Source organism: Mucilaginibacter puniceus (assembly GCF_054783175.1).
In genome coordinates, this window is sequence record NZ_BAAGRB010000002.1 from 272,613 (window position 1) to 296,325 (window position 23,713).

Here is a 23,713-nt window from a genome sequence, read left to right on the forward strand (position 1 = left end):
ATCACTATCTTAGATTACCATGTTAGCCAAAGAAATACAATTACATTTTATTAAAAACTACCTAAAACCTACCTTAAAACTTTGGGGATATAAAACAACGGGACAAACCTGGTGGAAAGATAAAGGAGAGTTTTATATTATTATCAAACTACAAAACTTTTCTTGGAACAGTAAGAATAGTGTTGACTTTTGTTTCAATATAGGAGTTGGTGTAAAAGCAGCCTCTATTGTTAAAAGCCCAACAGCTTATAATTTAGATGTTTATTTACGAGAAGGGTTCTATCTGCCAAATGAGAGAGAAGAGAATCTTTATCGAAATAGTACCGGATATATTTTAGTGGATGATATAGATGAAAATAATTTTATTCACGAATTAAAAATCGATTTCGAGCAATATATCCTTCCATATCTTGAAAGTCTACAAACCATTAAAGATTGTTTAGATAAATACGGTAATGTTACTTTTTGGGGAGATAATTTAAAGAAAGCGATTAGTAAAAATAACATCATCTTATAGACAAAAAGTCACTCCATTTTAATATTAACCGCCATTTTTTCAGCTAATTAACGGTGGCAAGTAATTTGAGTACATAGTGATATAAACATTATTACTTATGAACTTTAACAATTTTACCATAAAAGCACAGGAAGCCATCCAAAAGGCTTCAGAAATTACCACCGGTAATCAGCAGCAGGCTATTGAGCCGGCACATATACTGAAAGGCTTATTGCTGGTGGATGAGAATGTTATATCCTATTTACTAAAAAAATTAAACGTTAATCTTAACCGCCTTAACGAACAGTTAGACAGCCAGATAAGCAGCTTTCCTAAAGTTAGCGGCAGCGATGTTTATTTGTCATCATCTTCTAATTCTGTTTTGCAAAAGGCTACTGCTTATTTAAAAGAATTTAAAGACGAGTTTGTCTCTGTTGAGCATATACTACTGGGCATCCTATCAGTTAATGATAAAACCAGTTCTGCTTTAAAAGACTTTGGCGTAAACGAAAAGGACCTTAAAAAAGCCATTGTAAGCCTACGCGGCGATAGTAAGGTTACCGACCAAAATGCCGAGGCTACTTATAACGCTTTAAACAAATATGCCCGTAACCTGAACGAGTATGCCGAATCGGGCAAACTGGACCCGGTTATAGGGCGTGATGAAGAGATACGTCGGGTTATACAAATACTATCCCGCCGTACCAAAAACAACCCGATATTAGTTGGTGAACCCGGCGTGGGTAAAACAGCTATTGCCGAAGGTATTGCGTTCCGTATTATCAAAGGTGATGTGCCGGAGAGTTTAAAAACTAAAACGGTTTACTCGTTGGATATGGGTGCGCTGATAGCCGGTGCCAAGTATAAAGGCGAGTTTGAGGAACGCCTGAAAGCAGTTATTAAAGAAGTTACCCAGGCCGATGGCGAGATCATATTATTTATTGACGAGATACACACTTTAGTTGGTGCAGGCGGCGGCGAAGGCGCTATGGACGCGGCCAACATATTAAAACCAGCATTAGCCCGTGGCGAACTAAGGGCTATTGGTGCAACTACCTTAAACGAATACCAGAAATATGTAGAAAAGGATAAAGCTTTAGAGCGCCGTTTCCAGATGGTATTGGTAGATGAGCCGGATACTGCCGACGCGATTTCTATTTTACGTGGATTAAAAGAGCGCTACGAATCGCACCATAAGGTACGTATTAAAGACGAAGCTATTATAGCCGCGGTTGAGATGTCGCAGCGCTATATATCCGACCGTTTTTTACCGGATAAGGCTATTGATCTGATGGACGAAGCTGCTTCTAAATTGCGTATCGAAATGGATTCGGTACCTGAAGCCGTGGATGAAATGGAGCGCCGCATTATGCAACTGGAAATTGAGCGTGAGGCCATCAAACGTGAAAAAGACGATAAAAAAGTAAAACAATTAAGTGAAGAAATAGCCAATCTTTCTGCCGAGCGTGATTCGTTGCGTGCCAAATGGCAGGGCGAAAAGGATGTGGTTGATGGCATCAACCTAAAAGTTGAGCAAATAGAGAACCTTAAACTGGAAGCCGAACAAGCCGAACGGGCAGGCGACTATGGTAAAGTAGCTGAATTGCGTTATGGAACCATCCGCGAAGCACAGGAAGAAGTAGAAAAATTAAAAGCCGCATTGTTGGAGAACCAATCAGACAGCCGTATGCTGAAAGAGGAGGTTACTGCTGATGATATTGCAGGCGTGGTTTCGCGCTGGACAGGCATACCGGTTACCAAGATGATACAAAGCGAGCGCGAAAAGCTGCTTAATTTGGAAGATGAGTTGCATAAACGGGTAGCAGGGCAGGAAGAGGCTATCGAGGCTATTAGCGATGCTATACGCCGCAGCAGGGCAGGTTTGCATGATAAACGTAAACCAATAGGCTCATTCATATTTTTAGGAACTACCGGCGTTGGTAAAACCGAATTAGCCAAAGCCTTAGCCGAGTACCTGTTTAACGATGAAGGCGCGTTAGTACGTATTGATATGTCTGAATACCAGGAACGCCATTCGGTATCGAGATTGATTGGTGCGCCTCCGGGATATGTGGGTTATGATGAAGGCGGGCAGTTAACCGAGGCCGTGCGTCGTAAACAATATAGCGTGGTTTTATTGGATGAGATCGAGAAAGCGCATCCTGATGTATTTAACATATTGCTACAGGTATTGGATGATGGCCATTTAACCGATAATAAGGGCCGTGTAGTGAACTTTAAGAACACCATCATCATCATGACCTCCAACATCGGATCGAACGTTATACAGGAGAATTTTGAGTCGCTGAACGAAGATAACAGAGATGAGGTGATGGCAAAAACCAAAAACGAGCTGTTTAACTTATTGCGCCAAACCATTCGTCCGGAGTTTTTGAACAGGATAGACGAGATCATTATGTTTACCCCGCTTAGCCGTAACGAGTTAGCCGACATTGTGAAACTGCAATTCAGGCATGTACAGCAAACATTAGCCGAAATGGGTGTGACCATTGAAGCATCTGACGAGGCATTAGATTGGCTGGCACAATTAGGTTATGACCCACAATTTGGTGCAAGGCCTTTGAAAAGGGTTATTCAAAAACGTATACTAAACGAGCTATCTAAACAGATATTGGCCGGAAAAGTAGATAAAGACAGCAAGATCAAACTGGATATGTTTGATAATAACTTTGTGTTTTTGAATACCGGTGAGGATGCAAATAGAAAATAATTAACGCTATCATATTAACAAAAAGAGCCGCCCGAATGGGTGGCTCTTTTTATTTATTGGTAATTATATCCTCTGCAAAATCGCCAGTCCTTGCAAACTCGAAGCCTTTGGCTTTGGCCCACTTGATGTAATCATCAATTCGCTTAATAAAAGTTTCGCCTGAGTTTTTAGTGATGTGGCCCGGCAAACGGTATATGGGATTTTTGATATCCGTAAACTCCCAGGGATGAAAATAAAGGTTTAAATATCCATCCTTACGGTGCGCTGCTGCACTCATCCATTTTACCATACTCAAGGGCAAATTGTGAAAGCTTAGCCAAAACAACGGAAAACGCACCAACGGCGATACGGAGGCGGGTATTTGTAAAACATCATGCTTAAAAAACCATTTGCGTGGCTTTTTTAAGTTATTATACCGTCCCGGTATCCAGGTAGGGTTCATGGAGGTGTTGTACTTATATCCGGCCTTTTGTATTTCCAGTTCATCCACAGGCATCATACGGGCCATGCGGAACCCGGTTACTTTAGTGCCTGATATCTGTTCCAGCTTTAAACGGGATGATAGTAAATGTTCCGTCTCAAAATCTGAATGATAATAGCCGTGTGAAGCAATCTCGTGGCCATCATCAACAATGAGTTGGATAACATCCGGCTTATTAACCGCATAGTGGGCGGTACAAAAGAAAGTAGCTTTTATCCTGTTAATTTTAAGTAGCTTAAGTATGGCCAATGTGCCTTTGGTTGATACTAATAACTGTTCAGGAAAATCAATACTGCTATTATATTCAAATGGCAGGTCAAACTCTTCTACATCAAACCCTAACAGAATCATTTTTAGCTTTTAACAGATTTGTTGATCTAACAATATAATTAGGGCGATGTTTGGTTTGCATAAATATTTTACCCAGGTACATACCTATAATACCTAATACCAATAACTGCAATCCGCCAAAAAAAGCTACGGTAGCAATTAATGATGCCCAGCCCGAAACCATATCATACCCGGCAAAATAACTTATAACTACGTAGGGGATATATAGTAATGACGATACCGAAAAAAACAGCCCTAAACCGGTAGCAATATATAATGGCCGCACACTAAATGCCATAATACTGCCAACAGCCAGCTTAGCCAATTTAAAAAACGAATAGCTGGCCTCGCCGGTATAGCGTTGAGCAGGAGTGTAGGGGATACCCATTTGTGTAAAGCCTACCCATTTAACCATTCCCCTGAAGAATATCTCGTATTCGTCAATTTGCTTCAGTTCATCTACAACCTTGCGGTCCAACAGGCGAAAATCAGATATACCGTTCTCTAAAGTAATATCTGATAGTGCATTAATTAATCTATAGAAAGTTTTAGAGGCTCTTTTTTGGAAACCCTTTACATGTGGATTAGCTTCGGCACGATAGGTATAAATAATATCATAGCCTTCTTCCCAATACTGCAGCATTTGCGGCAGCAGGTGAGGGGGGTGCTGTAAGTCGGCATCCATGGTGATGATGGCATCGCCATGGGCGCGGTCAATACCAGCCTTTAGCGCGTAATCCTTACCGAAATTTTTAGATAGTTCAATGAAAAAGATATTAGCATGAATGCCCGCCTGCATTTTTATTTGGTCAAGCGTTTTATCCCTGCTGCCATCATCCACGAAGATCAACTCAAAATCATAACCGGTTGATTGCATAGATTTAAAAACCTCGGCAATCAGAAAATCGATATTATTTTCTTCGTTAAGCGCAGGAATTATAATGGACAGTTTCTTTTTCATGCCGCTGATGGTGTTTCCTTTTCAGGAAACATAGTTAATTCATTTTTTGAAAATTTCCTAAACCATGTCTCATAAATTATTTTGATCCATATTAATAAACACGGTAATGCTTTTAACGAATAGGGGTCAACATAATTTACTTTTAAATACCGCGGGAAAAGATCAGATGGTGATAAGCTGGTTAATATCATCGCGAAAACCAATAAGCCAATGTCTAAATAACTCACCGGTTTTATGGTATTGATATACCAAATAGCCACACCTGTAAAAGCAATTATATAGGTAGGCGACTCGGAACCGGTACTAAATATAACCGGGAATATTAAGGTGGAAGCTACGATCAACAACTGGTAATTTAAATTTTTAAAGCATTTAAAGCGGATGTAGGTTAAACCAAACAAAATTACGCCTGGTAATAAAACCACCAGGTTGCTTAATTGTGGCAGCCATATACGGCGTATCATACCCATAACAGATACATCCTCACGCGTGGTTACAATATTGTCGCCATTTTTATGCACCAGATCGGCATACCAATCTTTATAGGTTTGTATGATAAATGCCGGCGAGGATAACAGCATTGGTAAAACAAACAACACCGCCGACCAAAATATCAGACCGGCTATCAGTTTAAGTTTATGGTTTGAAAAGAAAAAGAAAGCCAACCCAACCACACCATACAGCTTAATAAACACACCAAGGGCAATCATTAAAGCTGCCCAAAAATCTTTTTCGTCTTTTATAAAAACATAACTTAATATAATTAACGCGGCTACCAGCGGGTTGCTTTGTACATTGGCGGCAGAGGTCATTAACTCGTGCGCGCAAAGCAGTAATATTAATAAGTATTGCTCTTGTTTAACAGGGAGTAATTGGATAGCCTTCATCAATATCCAGCAATTAAATGCCACCCATAAAATAACACCGGCCTCATCAGGTAATAAAGCAAAAGGAGCAATAATTAATGCGAATATGGGACCATAATGGTTAAGGTCATAATAATTATCAGGGTAATGGATATATAAATTTTGCTGATTAATTACATGCAGAAAATTGAACTTATATACAAAGTAGTTATTATGTATATGGCTATGGCCCAACACAACGCTTTTAACTACTGCAAACAGGCTTAAACCAAACCAAATAGCAGTAATTAAGTACTTGTACTTTATCAGATTGGCAAGTTTATACATTAATCAGGAGTATGTACTTTTTGTTGTTATAAAACTACTAAAAGTTTGCGCAAGCCGTCAATAGCAAATTAAGCTAAGTTAATTGTAGATAATTGATCCGAAAAAGCAATAAATGCCTTCTGATCATTTATCTGTTGCTGGTTATCAATTAAACTTTGCAGGTTAATGCGGCCAATAACAAATTTTGAGGTGCCTGAATAATAGCGCTCGTGTATTTGAATGAAGTTCAAAGCTTCTACCAGGCTTTCGTCATCATAACGCAAATAAACATTCAGCTCAATATTGTTAGTAAAGTTCAACCCTTTACTTTCTTTAGCTTTTTTGTATTCGTACTGGTAATCATAACGCAATGCAGCAATATCAGACAATACCGCCGAACCGGTAGGATGCCCACCGGCTCCCTTACCAAAAAAGAATTGCTGATCGGCAAAGGCGGCTTGCACAATTACGCCGTTATATTCGTACTCTACGTTATATAAAAACTCGGTTTCGTTAACAAATTTCGGCAATACAAACAAGGCAACGTGTCCGGCATCCAGTTCTTTAGCTACCGGTACCAGTTTTACCTTTAGATTTTTCTCTTTGGTGTATTGAAGGTCAAAAGCCCCAAGATTTTGTATACCTATGTTTAATACTTCATCCGGATTAACAATCACCCCGTAAGCATGTGCACAGGCTATGATCAGTTTATATTTTGAATCAAAGCCGCCAACATCACTAATTGGGTCTGTTTCGGCAAAACCCAGGTCCTGAGCCAGTTTAAGGGCGTCATCATAGGTCATATTCTCTATATATCCTTTAGATAGGATGTAATTGGATGACCCATTGAATATCCCGCTTATGGAGTGCAGTAATTCGTTATCATAATACTCCTCCAGGTTACGGATGATAGGGATACTACCGCAAACCGCGCCTTCATACAACAAAGATGTACCGTATTCGTGCTGAATTTGAATTAACTCTTCCAAATGCAGGGCAATCATTTTTTTACTGGCCGATACCACATTTTTGCCCGACTTTAAAGCACGTGATACAATATCAAACGCGGCTTCTGTATCATTGATCAACTCAACAATGGTATTTATTTCGGGGTTGTTTAATAACTCGTCACGATCTGTAGTAAACAATTGCGCGGGGAGAGTGCGCTCTTTAGTATTATCTTTTATGGCGATCTTTACTATCTCGAGGTTAAGGTGTTTGGTTTTAATAATATCATATAAACCTTGTCCAACCACACCAAAGCCGAACAGGCCAATATTTAGTTTCTTACTCATTAGGCTATTTCCTGTAACCGGATGGTTTTTCCTTTAACATCCGAATTAAAAAATGAAGTTATAATTTGGGTTAATGCACTGGTTTCAATTAAAAAACCATCATGCCCGTAATAGGAATCAAATTCGGCATAACTTGAGTTTGGAATATGTTGGTGCAGGTATTGCTGCTCTTCAACCGGGAACAACAGATCTGACTTAATACCTATAATCAAAGTATTTGCTTTTATCTGTCCTAAAGCTTCCTCTACACTGCCACGGTTGCGCCCCACGTTGTGCGAATCCATACTTTTAGTCAAATGCCAATAACTGTAAGCGTTAAAGCGGTTAACTAACTTATCGCCCTGGTAACTTTGATAGCTGGAAGCACGGAAGTTATCAACCGTATTAATATCGTCTTCTTTCTGACTGATACCATAAGTTTTATAACCGCGATAGGATAGAAGTGCCATGCTGCGTGCCGCTTTTAAGCCTTTGGAGCCACCTTCAGGTGTGCCATTATAATAAGTTTCATCGGCACTTATGGCCAAACGCTGCGATTCATTAAAGGCAATTCCCCAGGGCGAGTTATAAGCGTTAGTAGCTATCAGGATAACATTTTTAATCAAATCGGCATCCATAATACTCCATTCAACAGCCTGCGCACCACCTAATGATCCACCTATCATTACTTCTATACTATCAATTTGCAGGTGCTTAGCCAATAACTGATGAGCTTTGACCATATCCCTGATAGATATATTAGGAAAAGTTAAATAATAGGGCTGCCCGGTAGTTGGGTTAATGCTTAGGGGACTGGTTGTGCCATAAGCCGAACCTAATACATTGGCACATACAATAAAATGCTCTTCGGGATTAAAATATTCGCCGGTACCAAATAAACCTTTCCACCAATCCAATACATCCGAGTTGGCTGTAAGCGCATGGCATACCCAAACTACATTGTCGCGGTTTTTGTTTAAAGTGCCGTAGGTATGATAACCAATTTCCAGTTCAGGAAGAATAGCGCCCGATTCCAGTTCAAAAGGTTGTGAATATTTATATAGTTGTGTACTCATGGTGTTAAAGTTGGATAACTATGCTTGTAAGTGTAGTGGAACGAACCAAATACACATCAAAAACAGCAACAAATATTAAAATTGTTGAATAGGTTAGTTAAGCCTTTTGAGGCGAAAGCATAGTTTTGCAGACTGGTGTTTTTTAAATTTTCCATATTTTATAAATCTATATTTCCCGGGATATTTACCGGGCCAGGAATTGGCACCTTCTTCATTTAACTGAAGGGTTGCCAGCGGGTATTTGAGCCTGATCTCTCGCCGCTTCTTTATAAATCAAAATACGCTGTAGTGCGGAAGTTTTGACCATGGTATTGCTACCATTTATGCAGCAAATATAGGCCGTAATAATTAAAAACACAAAAAATAATTTTTTGGTGGTTATATTGCACCTGTTTATGGTTAATAACATAAAACAACTTATACATTTGCAATAACCAATTAACCTATTAATATACCTACAATGAAATTATACTTTTACAGCTTGCTTACAGCATTTATATTGATAACCGGCACCTGCTTTGCGCAAACCCCGGCACAAACTGAAGAATTCAAAAAATCGATAGTGAAGCTGGAAGGCATTCAAATGCGTTACTCGTTTGATGAAATATCATCCAATTTATTAAGACGCATTGAAGGCATAGCCAATATTACCCAGCGAGAAACCGCGGATATACGAGAAGAATACGCGTCTGCTAAAGACACCATACATGGCACGGCGGTATTAATTGCCGATGGCAATAAAATGTACATGGTTACTGCCAAGCATTTGGTTATAGCTAAAGACAAGGTACACGGTAAAGAAAATTTAAATGAGCTGATAGTGGGCAAGGTTAATGTAAACGGCCGTATATCAAACGATATTAACTTTATGGGATTAACAGCCTATGTGGCTGCATTGCCGCCATTTGCTTTCTCGTCTGACGCTGATGATGTGGCGGTAATATCTTTCGCTCAAAAGGATTATGTGAACTATGCTGATTACTTAAAAGGTATTGGCTGCGTGACTATCCCTGTACAAGACATTGTGGGAACTGATTTTGTTAATAACGGCGAGGACCTGCTAACAGTTGGTTACCCTGCTCCGTCATTTACAGATAGAAGCGTAGCCACCAGCACCGGCAGGGCACGTACCAATAATCAAACCGCTACAACTTATACGCTTAACGCCTCGGTTACACCAGGCTACAGCGGTGCGCCAGTATTTAAAGGCAATAAATTGGTGGGCATAGTAAGCTACCCTGATGGCGTAACCTCAAACGTTGATGTAAGCAAAAAACCTTATGCTAAAGCATCATCTGCAAAGGTTATTAAATCGGCTGTTATTTTATCGATATTGAGAGACTTGCAGGCGAAAGAGGGTAAATAAGATGTATCGGGGACGAAAACTGATATTATTTTGTTGTTTGCTTTGTGTTTTCTCTCTTGGAAAAAGCTTTGCGCAACAAAAAAACAGTATTTCATATATAATACCTGAAATTGTAAATGTAGAGATAGATAACTATCTAAAAACAATAAAATCGGACGAGGGAACTTATATAATACTACAAAATCAAAATGATACAACCTCTATATTGGTAAGTAGTTACGCGGGAATATCGAAGTTAGTTCCTCTTATTAAAAACAGCAATAGATATATCAAGGTTGGCATAAGCAGACTCATTCCTGTACTATTACGACCAGATTTATTATTAAGTTCTAATCTTCATATAATTAAGAATAAAGGTACAGAGTATGAAGCTATAGAGACCACATTGATAGGGGCTGGAGGTTATTTAATTGTATATAAGGGTCTTTATCACAATCCGAAACTGATCAAGGCGGAATACTTTCAAAATTGATAAAGTATCCATGAAAAAACTCGTCATCCTAACCGGCGCGGGCATTAGTGCCGAAAGTGGTTTGCGCACCTTTAGGGATAGCGACGGTTTATGGGAAGGTTATAATGTACAGGAAGTAGCCACCCCGCAAGCCTGGGACTGGAATCCCAAACTGGTTCAGGATTTTTATAATATGCGCCGTAAAGATATCCTTGCCGCCCAACCCAACGAGGCGCATTATGCTTTGGCACGATTGGAAGATAAATACGATGTTACCATTATCACCCAAAATATTGACGACCTGCATGAACGCGCAGGATCGGCTAAAGTAGTACACCTGCATGGCATCATCACCCGTTCACAATCCAGTATTGACCCCACATTAACTTACCCCATAGATGGTTGGGAGCTTAAAATGGGCGATCTATGCGAATTAGGTTCACAACTACGCGCACATGTAGTTTGGTTTGGTGAGGATGTGCCTATGATAGCTACCGCAATCGAAATCTGCAGTCAGGCAGAGTTGTTTATATTGATTGGCTCATCATTAGCCGTATACCCGGCAGCGGGATTAGTTCATTATGTTCCGGCAAATGCCCCCAAATATATTGTGGATCCTAATATTCCTGAATTAAGAGGTAGCAACCAGTTTATTAAGATAGAAGCAAAGGCGACGGTTGGAGTGCCGGAGTTGGTGGATGAGTTATTGAATGATTAATCACCCTGTCATTTCGAAACGCAGTAAGAAATCTTATACGTGCGACATATCAAGCGTATAAGATTTTTTCGCTACGCTCAAGAGATTGTTCTCCTCGTACCTCGTTGGAAATGACAATAGGGTTTGGTTAAAACTTAAATATCGCCTTCAACCCGCTTATCCCAATTTGCAATCCCACACAAAATATTAAAAAAGCAGATATACGGTTTACAATATTTTCGCCATTGGCGCCTAAGTACTGAATAATGGTTTTAGTATTGAGGTAAAAGAAATAGATCATTATACATAATGCCAAAATAGCCACTAATATAGCCCCTGTATTGATATAGTACTCGCCGGTACCAAATGTTGCGCCATGCGCGCTTAGTGTAAATATAACCGATATAGTGCCCGCGCCCGTTGTGGCAGGGAAGGTAATAGGATAAAAAAGTTTACTGGCAATATGTTTATAGCCTGATATATTGGGTTCATTGTCCAGGTCCTCTGACGAGGGCTTTTTTTGATCAGACGACAAAAACTCCCAGCCCATTTTACAGATCATAATACCACCTGCCAGTTGCACAATGGGTATGGATATACCAAAAAGCTGTAATATCCACTGCCCGGCAAATAACGCAACAATACAAACCAAAAACGCATAAAAAGTAATTTGTCCTACCGCCATGCGCTTTTCGCCATTGGTTAGGTTTTCAAAATAAGGGCTCACCATAAACGCCGACCCGATAGGGTTTACCACCGGGAATAAGGCGATAATGCCTATAAAGGTGAGGTGAATGAAGGTTTCGTATAGTTGGGGCATGGTATGTTATATAAGTTCAATTCAGATAATTTATCATATCTAATTGAATATAAAATAATTACGAATTTTATTTCTACTTACTGTTAAGGTTAACATATTTTCGACCATAAAAAACGTAAGCTATTGATTTACAAATATATAAATTTAAAAATAATCAAAATGTGTTAACTTGTGTAAACCATGTTTACACTAACCCAATGCCTGCTTTAAATCGGCTATTAAATCATCAATATGCTCTAACCCGGCAGATACCCTTAATAAGTTAAAAGGTGTTTTGGTATCGGGTCCTTCAACAGATGCTCGGTGCTCTATTAAGCTTTCCACACCACCTAAACTGGTTGCCTGGGTAAATAATTTAACCGCGTTTACCACCCGTTTGGCTTCGGCTTCGCCGCCATTTACACAAAAGGAGAACATACCACCAAAAGCCAGCATTTGACCTTTAGCTACTTCATGCAGCGGATGTGATGGTAGTCCCGGGTACATCACCGACTCTACCTTGGGGTGAACGGATAAATATTCGGTTAGCAACTGAGCGTTTTGCACATGGCCGCGCATACGGTAAGGCAGGGTTTTTATACTGCGCACCAGCATATAGCAATCAAAAGGCGAGGGGATGGCACCGCCCATTTCCTGTACCTGGCGAATGCGTTTCCACCAGTCATTGTCATCATTAGTAATTAGTACGCCACCCATTAAATCACTATGTCCGCCAAAATATTTGGTGGAGGAGTGCATTACTACGTCAGCACCTAAAGTTAACGGCAACTGGCAAATTGGGGTGGCAAAGGTATTATCACACACTACCTTAATACGGTGCTGACGGGCAGTAGCAATTACCTTTTTTATGTCCGTAATTTTCAACAATGGGTTTGACGGCGTTTCTATCCATATTAAACCTGTGTTGGGTTTTATTAAACTATTTAAAAGGGACTCATTATTCAGGTCGATAAAATCAAACTCTAATATCCCGGCAAATAATGTTTTTAACTGGTTACGTAGACCATGATACATATCATCAGGTGCAATAATATGCGTACCCGGCTCCAGCGATTGAAATACGGCCATCCCAGCTGCATTACCTGACGAGAAAGCGGCAGCCGCCACACCTTGCTCCAGTTTGGCTAAAACATTCTCTAAAGCTACCCGGTTAGGGTTTGATGCGCGGCTATAAATATGTCCTTTAGGGTAACTACCATCCTCGCTGCGCTCAAACGTAGTAGACATAACCAATGGCTGCACTACAGCATTGGTAGCAGTATCTGTATGGTTACCGGCGTGTATGGCAATGGTTTCAGTTTTCATAGGTGTTGAATTTATACAAACTTAAAAATAATGTCTTACTATAAAATTGAACATTATTTAATGATAAGGGTTCTTTAATAAATGTTACACCACCATTACATTAACATTTCTTATTTTTGTCGAAAGAATTTTAATGCAGGCTGAAAATAATTTACAGGTATTATTACAGGATCAGCACTTAACAGCTGATTTAAAGAACATTGCTCAGAAAGTGCTGAATAATGAGCGTATCAGTTTTGATGAAGGGGTATTATTATATGAGCAGGCAGAATTAAGTTACCTGGGTATTTTGGCCAATTACATTCGCGAGCAAAAGCACGGCGACAAAACTTATTTTAACCGCAATTTTCATATCGAGCCTACCAATCTTTGTGTGTACGATTGTAAATTTTGCTCGTATTCGCGTTTGATCAAGCAAAAATCAGAAGGCTGGGAATACACCATGGATGAAATGCTGGACATGGTAAAAAAATACGATAACGAACCGGTTACCGAGGTGCACATTGTAGGTGGCGTATTACCGCAATATGATGTAGCCTTTTATTCGGAATTGTTCAGCAAGATCAGAGAACACCGCCCTGAGTTGCATGTTAAAGCGTTAACCCCGGTTGAATACCATTATATATTTAAAAAAGCTAAGATTGATTATGCTACAGGAATGCGTCTGATGATGGATGCCGGTTTAGGTTCTATTCCGGGCGGTGGAGCTGAAATTTTCCATCCCGAAATACGCGAACAGATAGCCAAAGATAAATGTACCGGCGAGCAATGGCTGGCCATACACGAAGAATGGCATAAACTGGGCGGAAGATCAAACGCTACCATGTTATATGGCCATATTGAACAATACTGGCACCGTGTTGACCACATGGAGCAATTGCGACAGTTGCAGGATAAAACAGTTGGTTTCCAAACGTTTATACCGTTAAAGTTCCGTAACCAGGATAATCAAATGTCAAACGTGCCGGAAGTATCGGTGATAGAGGATCTGCGTAATTACGCTATTTCACGTATATATCTGGATAATTTCGATCACATTAAAGCCTACTGGGCCATGATAAGTCGTACCACAGCGCAGCTATCTTTAAATTTTGGCGTAGATGATATTGACGGTACCCTGGATGATACTACTAAAATATATTCAATGGCTGGGGCAGAGGAGCAAACACCGGCTATGAGCACCAAGGAACTGGTAGAGTTAATTAAACAGGTAGGCCGTTACCCAATAGAGCGCGACACTCTATATAATATAGTAACGGATTATAACGATCACCAGTTTCCGGAAGAAGTAAAGCCGCAGTTTTATAAATTGCCGGTTATTAATTGATCATTAGGTCATTATTTCATTTAGTCATTACTATCAATGACCAAATGACTCAATGACTCAATGAATGACTAAAAGAATGATATTAAAAACACTATACATTGTCCGCCACGGACAAACAGAACTTAACCGTTTGGGGATTGTACAGGGCAGGGGAAGGGATACCGACCTGAACGACGAAGGAAAACAACAAGCTTATCTTTTTTATAACGATTATAAAAATGTGCCTTTTGATAAAATATACATATCTGCATTAAGGCGCACACAACAAAGCATACAGCCTTTTATTGACCTTGATATTCCCTATGAAAAATTATCGGGTTTAGATGAATTGGCATGGGGTATATATGAGGGCCAACCCAGTACACCTGCCACCAAAGCCGCGTTTTTACAATTGTTGCGCGATTGGATGGAAGGTAAGCTGGATAGCAAGTTTGAAAATGGCGAAAGTCCTAACGAGGTTGCTGTGCGTCAACAAGCGGCTCTGGATGTTATCATGTCGCATCCGGAAGAAAAAAACGTACTGATATGTATGCATGGACGGGCTATGCGCTTGTTTCTGTGTATATTGTTAGGAAAACCACTCACTGAAATGGATAACTATCCGCACCAAAATCTGGTATTATACAAGGTAACCTTTGATGGCGAAAAATTTGAGATAGCAGATTTTAATAACGCTTTGCATTTAAAATCATTAGAAACAGGTCTGTGAGCAAAATAAAGATATCAGCGGTTAGCTATACTAATACCAAACCCTTTTTATACGGCCTGCGGCACACGGATATCATCAATAAAATTGATTTAAGTTTGGATATACCTGCCGATTGCGCGCAAAAGCTGATAGATAACAAAGTAGATATTGGTTTAATACCTGTAGCAGCGACGTTAAATATACCCGAATGGCAAATCGTATCTGATTATTGTATAGGTGCCAGCGGCGCAGTAAACTCCGTATTTATATTTAGTAATTGCGAAATTCATGATATTAAGTATCTGCAGTTGGATCCTGAATCACGATCATCGAATAACTTGGCGAGGGTGTTATTAAAAAACCATTGGCAGGTGTCACCTAAATCAGTCACCAACGCTGCCGATTATTCCACATCTGCAGATAAATACACCGCCTTTGTACAAATAGGCGACCGCACCTTTGGTAAAACAGGCAATTACCCTTATGTATATGATTTGGCTGAAGAGTGGCAAAAATTTACCGGCCTGCCGTTCGTATTTGCCGCTTGGATAGCTAATAAAACTATTCCTATTGAATTTATTGCTGAATTTAATAACTCTTTAAAATATGGCCTTGACCATAGAGCCGAACTATTTGCAGAAATACCTGCACGCCCTGATTTTGATGTACAGGATTACCTGATGCACAAAATTGACTTTGAATTAAATAATGCAAAAAAACAAGCACTTTTTTTGTTTTTAGATTACGTTAAGGCATTGTAAACAAGCTGTTACCAAACCATTATCTCATTAAATTTTTTTAATAATTGTTAGGATTTTGTTACATAACTATCTATAAATTTAATATTTATGTTCATTATTTTTAAAAGCTTCGTGTTTAAATTACACTAATTATAAATATAGGTTTTAATTATTAAGATATTGTAATTTTAACACTAAGGTTATTGTAAAATCTTAAATTTTATAACATATATTCATATTAATTATGAAATATTCATAAAAATTTATTTTTATTTTAATAATTGATAACAACACGTTACTTTTGTTATGGATTTAAAATTTAAGAACATGAAAAAATTATTTATTACAGCAGCAATAGCAACAATGTTTAGCTTTACTGCATTAGCCGATGATGGTGGTAAAAAAAATACAAATGCAGCAGGTGTTAGTCAAACCGCTTTAACACATTTTGCAACTGACTTTTATACAGTTACTGATGTTACCTGGTCTGTATCTGCAAACAGCCAAAAAGCTACTTTTTTACAAGATGGTGTTGTTACTACAGCTTTTTATGATTTGAGCGGAGAATTTATTGGTACTACTAATAAAATTGAATACGCTACGCTAACTACAGATCAAAAAGAAGCAGTAGCAAAAAAATATGCCGGTTATGATGTAGTTGAAGTTATCAGATTTAACTATGCAGGTGCCAGCAATGATGTTAACCCAATTGTTTACTTTATCGACCTTAAAAAAGGTGATAGTGAGGTTGTTTTAAAAACTGCACCAAACGAAGGTTTATCATTCTACAAAAAAATTAAATAATTCCCTGATTATATTAATATCAAGCCCTGTTACTGGTTGTAACAGGGCTTTTTTTATTTAACAGAACGATATATGTAATGTCTATGTAAATAGTAGATTTATTTTATAATGAAATGGTAATTAATTAAAACAATCCATTTAACTTAGTATAAAATAAACCAAATTATTAACGCATAAATATTACTACCATGAGCTTACGACTAGGCGATACCGCCCCAAATTTTAAAGCACAAACATCAAAAGGAGATATTGATTTTTACGAATTTCTTGGCGATAGCTGGGGTGTACTATTCTCTCACCCGGGCGATTACACACCAGTATGTACAACCGAACTGGGCAGAACAGCCGCATTAAAAGACGAATTTGAAAAACGAAATGTAAAAGTGTTGGCTTTAAGTGTTGATTCGGTTGAATCACATACCGGCTGGATAAATGATATTAATGAAACGCAGGGAGTGGAAGTTAACTTCCCGATAATAGCCGACCCTGACCGCAAAATATCTGAAGCATATGATATGATACACCCAAATGCATCGGTTAATGCCACAGTGCGTTCATTATTCATCATCGCACCTGATAAAACTGTTAAACTGATCATTACTTACCCGGCATCAACCGGAAGAAACTTCCAGGAAATTTTAAGGGTGATTGACTCATTACAGCTAACGGCCAAATACAGTGTAGCCACACCCGTTGATTGGAAAGATGGAGAAGATGTTGTAGTGGTTCCTTCTATTAAAACAGAAGACATCCCTGCTAAATTTCCTAAAGGTTACACGGCCATTAAGCCATACCTTCGTATGACACCGCAACCCAATAAATAATTATTTGTTAATTAATTAATTTTATATATTTGAGTAGCAGGTTTTATAACTCTTCTGATTACTAATACCATAATAATTCAGTTTGGCCAGTTATTAAATCCTATAACAAGATTTTTTAATACTATTATTATTAATTATGAAAACTGGAAAAGTAAAATGGTTTAACACACAAAAAGGTTATGGATTTATTGTTACCGATGATGGTAAAGATCTTTTTGTGCACTTTAAAGATGTTCAAGGCGGTGTTAACGCAATTAAAGACAACGACGATGTAGAATATGAAGTGGAAGAGGGAAGAAAAGGACTGCAGGCAATAAATGTTAAAAAAGTTTAATTATATAAATACACTTTTAAAAAGGACCTCTGCTAAGCAGAGGTCCTTTTTTTTGCCAAAAATTAATTAATTCCGTTACTTTACGCCAACCAATTATTATCACTATATACCATGACAGCCACTCCGTCAATTGTTAAAAAGAACGTTGTTTTTTTAGTCCTTGTAGCCTCGTTGGGCTACTTTGTAGATATTTATGACTTGGTTATATTTTCTATCGTTAGGGTAAAAAGCTTGCAGGATATTGGCGTGCCAGCCGACAGGATACAGTTAGAGGGTGTATATGTGATCAATATGCAAATGTTTGGCCTGCTGTTGGGCGGTATTATTTGGGGTGTTATAGGCGACAAACTGGGGCGTATTAAAGTGCTATTTGGATCGATATTTTTATACTCGGCAGCCAACTTTATTAACGGTATGGTTACTGATGTTGATAGCTATGCGATAATCCGTTTTGTAGCAGGTATAGGACTTGCAGGCGAATTAGGTGCAGGCATAACCCTGGTTAGTGAAACCTTAAGCAAGGAGCGCAGGGGGTATGGAACTACTATTGTAGCGGTGATAGGTCTTTTAGGTGCAGTGGCTGCTGCTGCTGCGGGCCAGTTTGATTGGCGCATTGCTTATTACATTGGCGGAGGACTGGGCATACTTTTATTGTTACTTCGTGTGGGTACATTTGAATCGGGTATGTTTAAAAACATATCTGATAAAGATGTATCCAAAGGAAATATATTAATGCTATTTAACGACAGGAAGCGTTTTTTAAAATACCTGTACTGCATATTAATTGGCGCACCGTTATGGTACGTAGTGGGTATATTGGTAACCCAGGCACCCGAGTTTGGCGTTGCATTAGGCGCAACCGAAACGTTAAGTGCAGGTACTGGTATTATGTACACCTACGTGGGTATATCAATAGGTGGAGTTTTTGCGGGTTTACTTGCTCAATACACCAGATCGCGTAAAAATACCATGTTCATTTTTTTATTGCTATCTGTAATAAGCGCCATGTTTTATTTAAGTGCTAAGGGCATAACGCCTAACCAATTTATTGGACTTTGTTTCTTTATGGGCTTTGGTGTAGGGTATTGGGCCACTTTTGTTACTATTGCTTCAGAACAGTTTGGTACCAACATTCGATCAACTGTAACCACCACAGTACCTAACTTTGTTCGTGGATCGCTTATACCTATCAACTTTGCATTTAATGCCCTTATGGTACATTTTGGGCGCATAAATACCGGGTATATCATTATGGTAGTATTAACAGGTATATCTTTATTTGCCACCAGCCAACTACAAGAGACTTTTGAAAAGGACCTTGATTATATTGAGGACGAAGGTGCTAATATGCCAAGTTAGTGAGTGGTTAATTAGTTGATTAAGTTAAGTAGTTAAAATGTAAAACAACCATTCACTTAATTAACCCAATCAACCAAAAACTTATCTTTGCCCCAATGATCACTAAAGAACAAATAGCTACCGATTACCAGCAAATACAGGACGAGATATGCCACGCTTTAGAGGCGGTTGACGGTAAGGCCAAGTTTGAAGAAGAAAAGTGGGAGCGTGATGGCGGCGGAGGCGGCCGTACACGCGTAATACAAAACGGAAATATTTTTGAAAAGGGTGGTGTAAACTTCTCGGCCGTGCATGGCAAATTGCCCGAACAAATGCAGCGCGCTTTAAAGGTAGATAAAGACGAGTTTTTTGCTACCGGCGTATCTATTGTTATACATCCTAATCACCCATTAGTACCTATCATCCATATGAACATTAGGTATTTTGAAATGCCTGGCGTTGATGGTGCCGAACCTGTCAGATGGTTTGGCGGTGGGATAGACCTTACCCCGCATTATGTGATAGATGCCGACGCGAAATATTTCCACAGTCAATTAAAAGCTGTTTGTGACAAATTTAATATAGATTTTTACCCCAAATTTAAAACATGGGCTGATGATTATTTCTTCATCAAACACCGTAACGAAACACGCGGAGTAGGGGGGATTTTTTACGATAAACTGGTAGCTACAGATGACCTATCCTGGGAAACCATATTTGAGTTTAGCAAAGCCTTGGGCCGCACATTCGCACCAACTTATACCGAACTGGTAAATTGTAACCACGATAAACCCTTTACCGACGATCAGCAGCAATGGCAGTATCAGCGCCGCAGCCGCTATACAGAGTTTAACCTGGTATATGATGCCGGTACTAAATTCGGACTGGAAACTAATGGCCGTATCGAATCTATATTAATGAGCCTGCCGCCAACCGCCAAATGGTTATATAACTACCAGCCACAACCCGGCAGCGAAGAGGAGCGAACGTTATCGTTATTGAAAAAGGGGATAGATTGGATATGAAAAACACAACTTTATTAATTTTATTGATTGTTATACTAACGTCCTTTCAAAAACCTAAGACCTTAAAAGGTACCTGGCAATTTTGCGGCGGGTATTTTAATGGCAAACCTAACCCGGAACCAAAAGATTATAACCTACAGCGTATATATACTACTACCAACTATGAAGCTTATTTATTAGAGAAAGGCGAAAAGCCCTATAAATATGAATCCGGCAACTATAAACTGGTTGCCGATACCTGTTTAGAAACCCAAACCTTTAGCGCGCAGCCTTCTAAATTAAAAGATATTACTGTACATTTTGCCTATAACATGCGTCATGATACCTTGGTTTTAAAAGCAACTTTACCCAATGGTTTTATTGAAGAAGATTATTGGAAAAAGGTTAAATAGTTATTAAATTAAATCCCATGCAGCAGAATTCAAATATCAATATAAAAGATGGTGCAAACTGTGATGTTATTAAGGGTACACATAAAGGAAAATCCGGAATTGTAAGAGATATTAACACCAGCAAAACTGGTCAAATAACTATTACGGTAGTACAAGCCAATGGGGAAAGATTTAAAACGCTTGCGAGAAATGTACTAACTAAGGATTGATTACAAAAAACAACTCATATTACAGCTAAAATCGACACGATTTCCACAACCCAAATGTTACCAACATCCCTATAAAAAGCCAACTTATTTGTTAACTTCGCAGGTCGTATAAAAACCAATTTAAAACGATAATTTATAGTGCGCTAAATCTCACATAAAAATAACATGGCTGAAGATACAGAGAACGATAATAACCATCAGGAAGACAAAATAATAACCATAGATATTGATGAGGAAATGCGATCAGCATACATTGATTATTCAATGTCCGTTATCGTATCAAGAGCATTACCTGACGTGCGCGACGGTTTAAAACCGGTACACAGGCGCGTATTATATGGTATGCTCGACCTGGGTTTAAATAATAATAAGCCTTATAAAAAATCGGCCCGTATTGTGGGTGAGGTAATGGGTAAATATCACCCTCATGGTGACTCTTCTGTTTACGATACCATGGTACGTATGGCACAGGAGTGGAGTTTACGCTATCCATTAGTTGAGGGCCAGGGTAACTATGGTTCGATTGATGGTGATAACCCGGCAGCAATGCGATATACCGAGGCCCGCTTAGAAAAGATTGCTGAAGAAATGCTGGCCGATATCAATAAAGATACTATTGATTTCCAGCTAAACTTTGACGACTCATTGCAAGAGCCAACGGTGTTACCTGCAAAGTTTCCTAATTTATTGGTAAACGGTGCATCAGGTATTGCGGTAGGTATGGCCACTAATATGGCTCCGCATAACTTGTCAGAAGTTATTGATGCTACTATGGCATTGATAGATAACCGTGATATTGAGGTAGCAGAGTTAATGAAACACGTAAAAGGCCCCGATTTCCCTACAGGTGGTATCATATACGGTTATGAAGGTCCACGCGAGGCATTAGAAACCGGCCGTGGCCGTGTAGTGTTAAGGGCAAGAGCCGAAATTGAAACCTACGGAAGTGACCGCGAGCGTATAATCGTAACCGAAATACCTTACCAGGTAAATAAAGGTTTGATGATCGAGCGTACCGCCGACTTGGTAAACGAGAAAAAAATTGAAGGTATATCTGCGATTCGCGATGAATCAAACCGAGAAGGTATACGTATAGTTTATGAGATAAAACGCGAGGCAAATGCCAGTATTGTATTAAATAACTTATTCAAATACACATCATTACAGACTTCATTTAGTGTAAACAACATTGCGCTGGTACATGGCCGCCCAATGATGTTGAATCTAAAAGACCTGATACATCATTTTGTTGAGCACAGGCATGAGGTAATTGTTCGCCGTACCAAATTTGAATTGGCCGAAGCACAAAAACGTGCCCATGTTTTAGAAGGTTTGTTAATAGCATTAGACCACTTAGATGAGGTTATTAAGCTTATTCGTGCATCACAAACTCCTGATGACGCCCGTGAAGGCTTGATGAGTCAGTTTGGGCTGAGTGATATACAGGCCCGTGCTATTTTGGATATGACCTTAAGACGTTTAACCGGACTTGAGCGTGATAAGATCAAAGAGGAATATGAAGGCTTAATGAAGTTAATTGATTACTTGAACTCTATTTTGAACGATGAAGGTTTACGTATGCAGATCATCAAAGATGAGTTGATAGAGATCAAAGAGAAATATGGAGATGAGCGTAAAACCGAAATGGTACACTCATCTGCCGAAATGAATACCGAAGACTTTATTGAGGATGAGAATGTGGTAATTACCATATCGCACGAAGGATATATTAAACGTACCTCATTAACAGAATATCGCAGGCAGGGCAGGGGTGGTAAAGGATCAATAGGCAGCAATAGCCGCGATGCTGATTTTATTGAGCATTTATTGATCGCATCCAACCATAATTATATGCTGTTCTTTACCGAAACCGGTAAATGCTTCTGGTTGCGGGTGTTTGAAATACCAGAAGGTACCCGCACCTCAAAAGGGAGGGCGATACAAAATATCATTAATATCCCTAAAGAGGAAAACATTAAGGCCTATATTAAACTAATAAGCCTGAAAGATAAAGAGTACCTGGAAAATAACTTTATCATAATGTGTACCCGCAAAGGTACCATCAAAAAAACTTCATTAGAAGCTTATTCACGCCCGCGTGCTAATGGCATCAATGCTATAAACATTAATGAAGGTGATTCATTATTAGAAGCAAACTTAACCAGCGGTAACAGCGAAATTGTAATGGCGCTTAAATCAGGTAGGGCTATTCGCTTTAATGAGTCTACTGTTCGCCCTATGGGTCGTACTGCAACCGGTGTGCGTGGTATATCATTGGATAGCGAGAGCGATGAAGTAGTAGGTATGATAAGTATTGATGATCCGGAAACTACGGTATTGGTGGTATCTGAAAAAGGCTACGGTAAACGTACTGACATAGATGATTACCGTGTAACAAACCGCGGGGGTAAAGGTGTAAAAACGTTGAGTGTTACTGAAAAAACCGGTAACCTGGTTGCTATTAAAGGTGTTACCGATAATGAAGATTTGATGATCATTAACCGCTCGGGAGTTATTATACGTATTGCCGTAAGCGAGTTAAGGGTAATGGGACGTGCAACGCAAGGAGTGAGGCTAATTACACTTAAAGGCAATGACGAAATTGCATCTGTAGCCAAAATTGAACACGAAGAAGAGGAGGAAGAAGTGGAAGGTGGCGAAAATGAAGTATCAATCGAAGGTGAAAGTACGGATACTGCGGGTACCAAAACAGAACCAACAGATGATAATGTTACCGAATAATCGTTTTTTATTATAATAAAAGCCAATGTTTATAGTTACTTAGCTATTGCATTGGCTTTTTTATAAAAACGTTACTTGTTATTAATTTAAATTACTGCGATATTGCAGTAAGATATAATCCATATATCAC

22 protein-coding genes and 1 riboswitch are annotated in these 23,713 nt (G+C 39.1%); of the genes, 15 read left to right on the top strand and 7 right to left on the bottom strand.

What is annotated here, in order from left to right; translation table 11 throughout:
• Nucleotides 1-19: 19 nt before the first annotated feature.
• Together ACYVJ6_RS08080 and clpB are read left to right on the top strand one after the other, a co-directional pair.
• Nucleotides 20-517, top strand: coding sequence for a DUF4304 domain-containing protein (locus ACYVJ6_RS08080; protein WP_460693543.1), 498 nt, complete (start codon nucleotides 20-22; stop codon nucleotides 515-517).
• Between the two features lie 97 nt (nucleotides 518-614).
• A complete protein-coding gene (gene clpB, locus ACYVJ6_RS08085) occupies nucleotides 615-3,227 on the top strand; it encodes an ATP-dependent chaperone ClpB (protein WP_460693544.1) in 2,613 nt (870 codons plus the stop codon).
• 49 nt (nucleotides 3,228-3,276) lie between these two features.
• On the opposite strand, the gene ACYVJ6_RS08090 is transcribed toward clpB, so the two are convergent.
• The 5 genes from ACYVJ6_RS08090 to ACYVJ6_RS08110 form a co-directional block, all read right to left on the bottom strand.
• The gene (locus ACYVJ6_RS08090; protein ID WP_460693545.1) at nucleotides 3,277-4,059 is read right to left on the bottom strand and encodes a polysaccharide deacetylase family protein; all 783 of its coding nucleotides are present in this window, start codon (nucleotides 4,057-4,059) and stop codon (nucleotides 3,277-3,279) included.
• A complete protein-coding gene (locus ACYVJ6_RS08095; protein WP_460693546.1) occupies nucleotides 4,040-4,999 on the bottom strand; it encodes a glycosyltransferase family 2 protein in 960 nt (319 codons plus the stop codon). The genes ACYVJ6_RS08090 and ACYVJ6_RS08095 overlap by 20 nt, the downstream gene beginning before the upstream one ends.
• Nucleotides 4,996-6,192 (bottom strand): glycosyltransferase family 87 protein, encoded by a 1,197-nt coding sequence (locus ACYVJ6_RS08100; protein WP_460693547.1) that lies wholly within the window; start codon nucleotides 6,190-6,192, stop codon nucleotides 4,996-4,998. The genes ACYVJ6_RS08095 and ACYVJ6_RS08100 overlap by 4 nt, the downstream gene beginning before the upstream one ends.
• 68 nt (nucleotides 6,193-6,260) lie before the next feature.
• Nucleotides 6,261-7,466, bottom strand: a complete 1,206-nt coding sequence (locus tag ACYVJ6_RS08105) for a homoserine dehydrogenase (RefSeq protein ID WP_460693548.1) — start codon at nucleotides 7,464-7,466, stop codon at nucleotides 6,261-6,263.
• A complete protein-coding gene (locus ACYVJ6_RS08110) occupies nucleotides 7,466-8,521 on the bottom strand; it encodes a homoserine O-acetyltransferase family protein (protein WP_460693549.1) in 1,056 nt (351 codons plus the stop codon). The genes ACYVJ6_RS08105 and ACYVJ6_RS08110 overlap by 1 nt, the downstream gene beginning before the upstream one ends.
• 163 nt (nucleotides 8,522-8,684) lie before the next feature.
• A riboswitch (SAM riboswitch) is annotated at nucleotides 8,685-8,796 on the bottom strand.
• 185 nt (nucleotides 8,797-8,981) lie between these two features.
• Between ACYVJ6_RS08110 and ACYVJ6_RS08115 the strand changes: the two genes are divergently transcribed.
• Together ACYVJ6_RS08115 and ACYVJ6_RS08120 are read left to right on the top strand one after the other, a co-directional pair.
• Nucleotides 8,982-9,887, top strand: a complete 906-nt coding sequence (locus ACYVJ6_RS08115; RefSeq protein WP_460693550.1) for a S1 family peptidase — start codon at nucleotides 8,982-8,984, stop codon at nucleotides 9,885-9,887.
• Between the two features lie 482 nt (nucleotides 9,888-10,369).
• A complete protein-coding gene (locus tag ACYVJ6_RS08120) occupies nucleotides 10,370-11,056 on the top strand; it encodes an SIR2 family NAD-dependent protein deacylase (protein WP_460693551.1) in 687 nt (228 codons plus the stop codon).
• A 127-nt stretch (nucleotides 11,057-11,183) separates the two neighbouring features.
• Here the strand turns inward: ACYVJ6_RS08120 and ACYVJ6_RS08125 are convergent, their stop codons facing one another.
• A complete protein-coding gene (locus ACYVJ6_RS08125; protein WP_460693552.1) occupies nucleotides 11,184-11,855 on the bottom strand; it encodes a MarC family protein in 672 nt (223 codons plus the stop codon).
• A gap of 189 nt (nucleotides 11,856-12,044) precedes the next feature.
• On the bottom strand, nucleotides 12,045-13,160 hold the full coding sequence (locus ACYVJ6_RS08130; protein WP_460693553.1) for a trans-sulfuration enzyme family protein: 1,116 nt from the start codon (nucleotides 13,158-13,160) through the stop codon (nucleotides 12,045-12,047).
• Nucleotides 13,161-13,293: 133 nt separating this feature from the next.
• Here ACYVJ6_RS08130 and mqnE point away from each other — a divergent pair, with 133 nt between their 5' ends.
• The 11 genes from mqnE (at nucleotide 13,294) to gyrA (ending at nucleotide 23,583) form a co-directional block, all read left to right on the top strand.
• Nucleotides 13,294-14,487, top strand: a complete 1,194-nt coding sequence (gene mqnE, locus ACYVJ6_RS08135) for an aminofutalosine synthase MqnE (protein ID WP_460693554.1) — start codon at nucleotides 13,294-13,296, stop codon at nucleotides 14,485-14,487.
• Nucleotides 14,488-14,551: 64 nt separating this feature from the next.
• A complete protein-coding gene (locus ACYVJ6_RS08140) occupies nucleotides 14,552-15,196 on the top strand; it encodes a histidine phosphatase family protein (protein ID WP_460693555.1) in 645 nt (214 codons plus the stop codon).
• Nucleotides 15,193-15,936 carry a menaquinone biosynthetic enzyme MqnA/MqnD family protein gene (locus ACYVJ6_RS08145; RefSeq protein WP_460693556.1) on the top strand — a complete coding sequence of 248 codons (744 nt, stop codon included), beginning with the start codon at nucleotides 15,193-15,195 and terminating at the stop codon, nucleotides 15,934-15,936. The genes ACYVJ6_RS08140 and ACYVJ6_RS08145 overlap by 4 nt, the downstream gene beginning before the upstream one ends.
• 306 nt (nucleotides 15,937-16,242) lie before the next feature.
• On the top strand, nucleotides 16,243-16,719 hold the full coding sequence (locus ACYVJ6_RS08150) for a hypothetical protein (RefSeq protein WP_460693557.1): 477 nt from the start codon (nucleotides 16,243-16,245) through the stop codon (nucleotides 16,717-16,719).
• Between the two features lie 188 nt (nucleotides 16,720-16,907).
• Nucleotides 16,908-17,543, top strand: a complete 636-nt coding sequence (locus ACYVJ6_RS08155; protein WP_460693558.1) for a peroxiredoxin — start codon at nucleotides 16,908-16,910, stop codon at nucleotides 17,541-17,543.
• 136 nt (nucleotides 17,544-17,679) lie between these two features.
• Nucleotides 17,680-17,877, top strand: coding sequence for a cold-shock protein (locus ACYVJ6_RS08160; protein ID WP_460693559.1), 198 nt, complete (start codon nucleotides 17,680-17,682; stop codon nucleotides 17,875-17,877).
• Between the two features lie 111 nt (nucleotides 17,878-17,988).
• On the top strand, nucleotides 17,989-19,236 hold the full coding sequence (locus ACYVJ6_RS08165; protein WP_460693560.1) for an MFS transporter: 1,248 nt from the start codon (nucleotides 17,989-17,991) through the stop codon (nucleotides 19,234-19,236).
• A gap of 95 nt (nucleotides 19,237-19,331) precedes the next feature.
• Complete coding sequence (hemF, locus tag ACYVJ6_RS08170; protein WP_460693561.1) at nucleotides 19,332-20,240, top strand: oxygen-dependent coproporphyrinogen oxidase; 909 nt, start codon at nucleotides 19,332-19,334, stop codon at nucleotides 20,238-20,240.
• On the top strand, nucleotides 20,237-20,632 hold the full coding sequence (locus ACYVJ6_RS08175) for a hypothetical protein (protein ID WP_460693562.1): 396 nt from the start codon (nucleotides 20,237-20,239) through the stop codon (nucleotides 20,630-20,632). The genes hemF and ACYVJ6_RS08175 overlap by 4 nt, the downstream gene beginning before the upstream one ends.
• 17 nt (nucleotides 20,633-20,649) lie before the next feature.
• Nucleotides 20,650-20,841 (top strand): KOW domain-containing RNA-binding protein, encoded by a 192-nt coding sequence (locus ACYVJ6_RS08180; protein ID WP_460693563.1) that lies wholly within the window; start codon nucleotides 20,650-20,652, stop codon nucleotides 20,839-20,841.
• Nucleotides 20,842-21,006: 165 nt separating this feature from the next.
• A complete protein-coding gene (gene gyrA / locus ACYVJ6_RS08185) occupies nucleotides 21,007-23,583 on the top strand; it encodes a DNA gyrase subunit A (RefSeq protein WP_460693564.1) in 2,577 nt (858 codons plus the stop codon).
• Nucleotides 23,584-23,713: the final 130 nt, after the last annotated feature.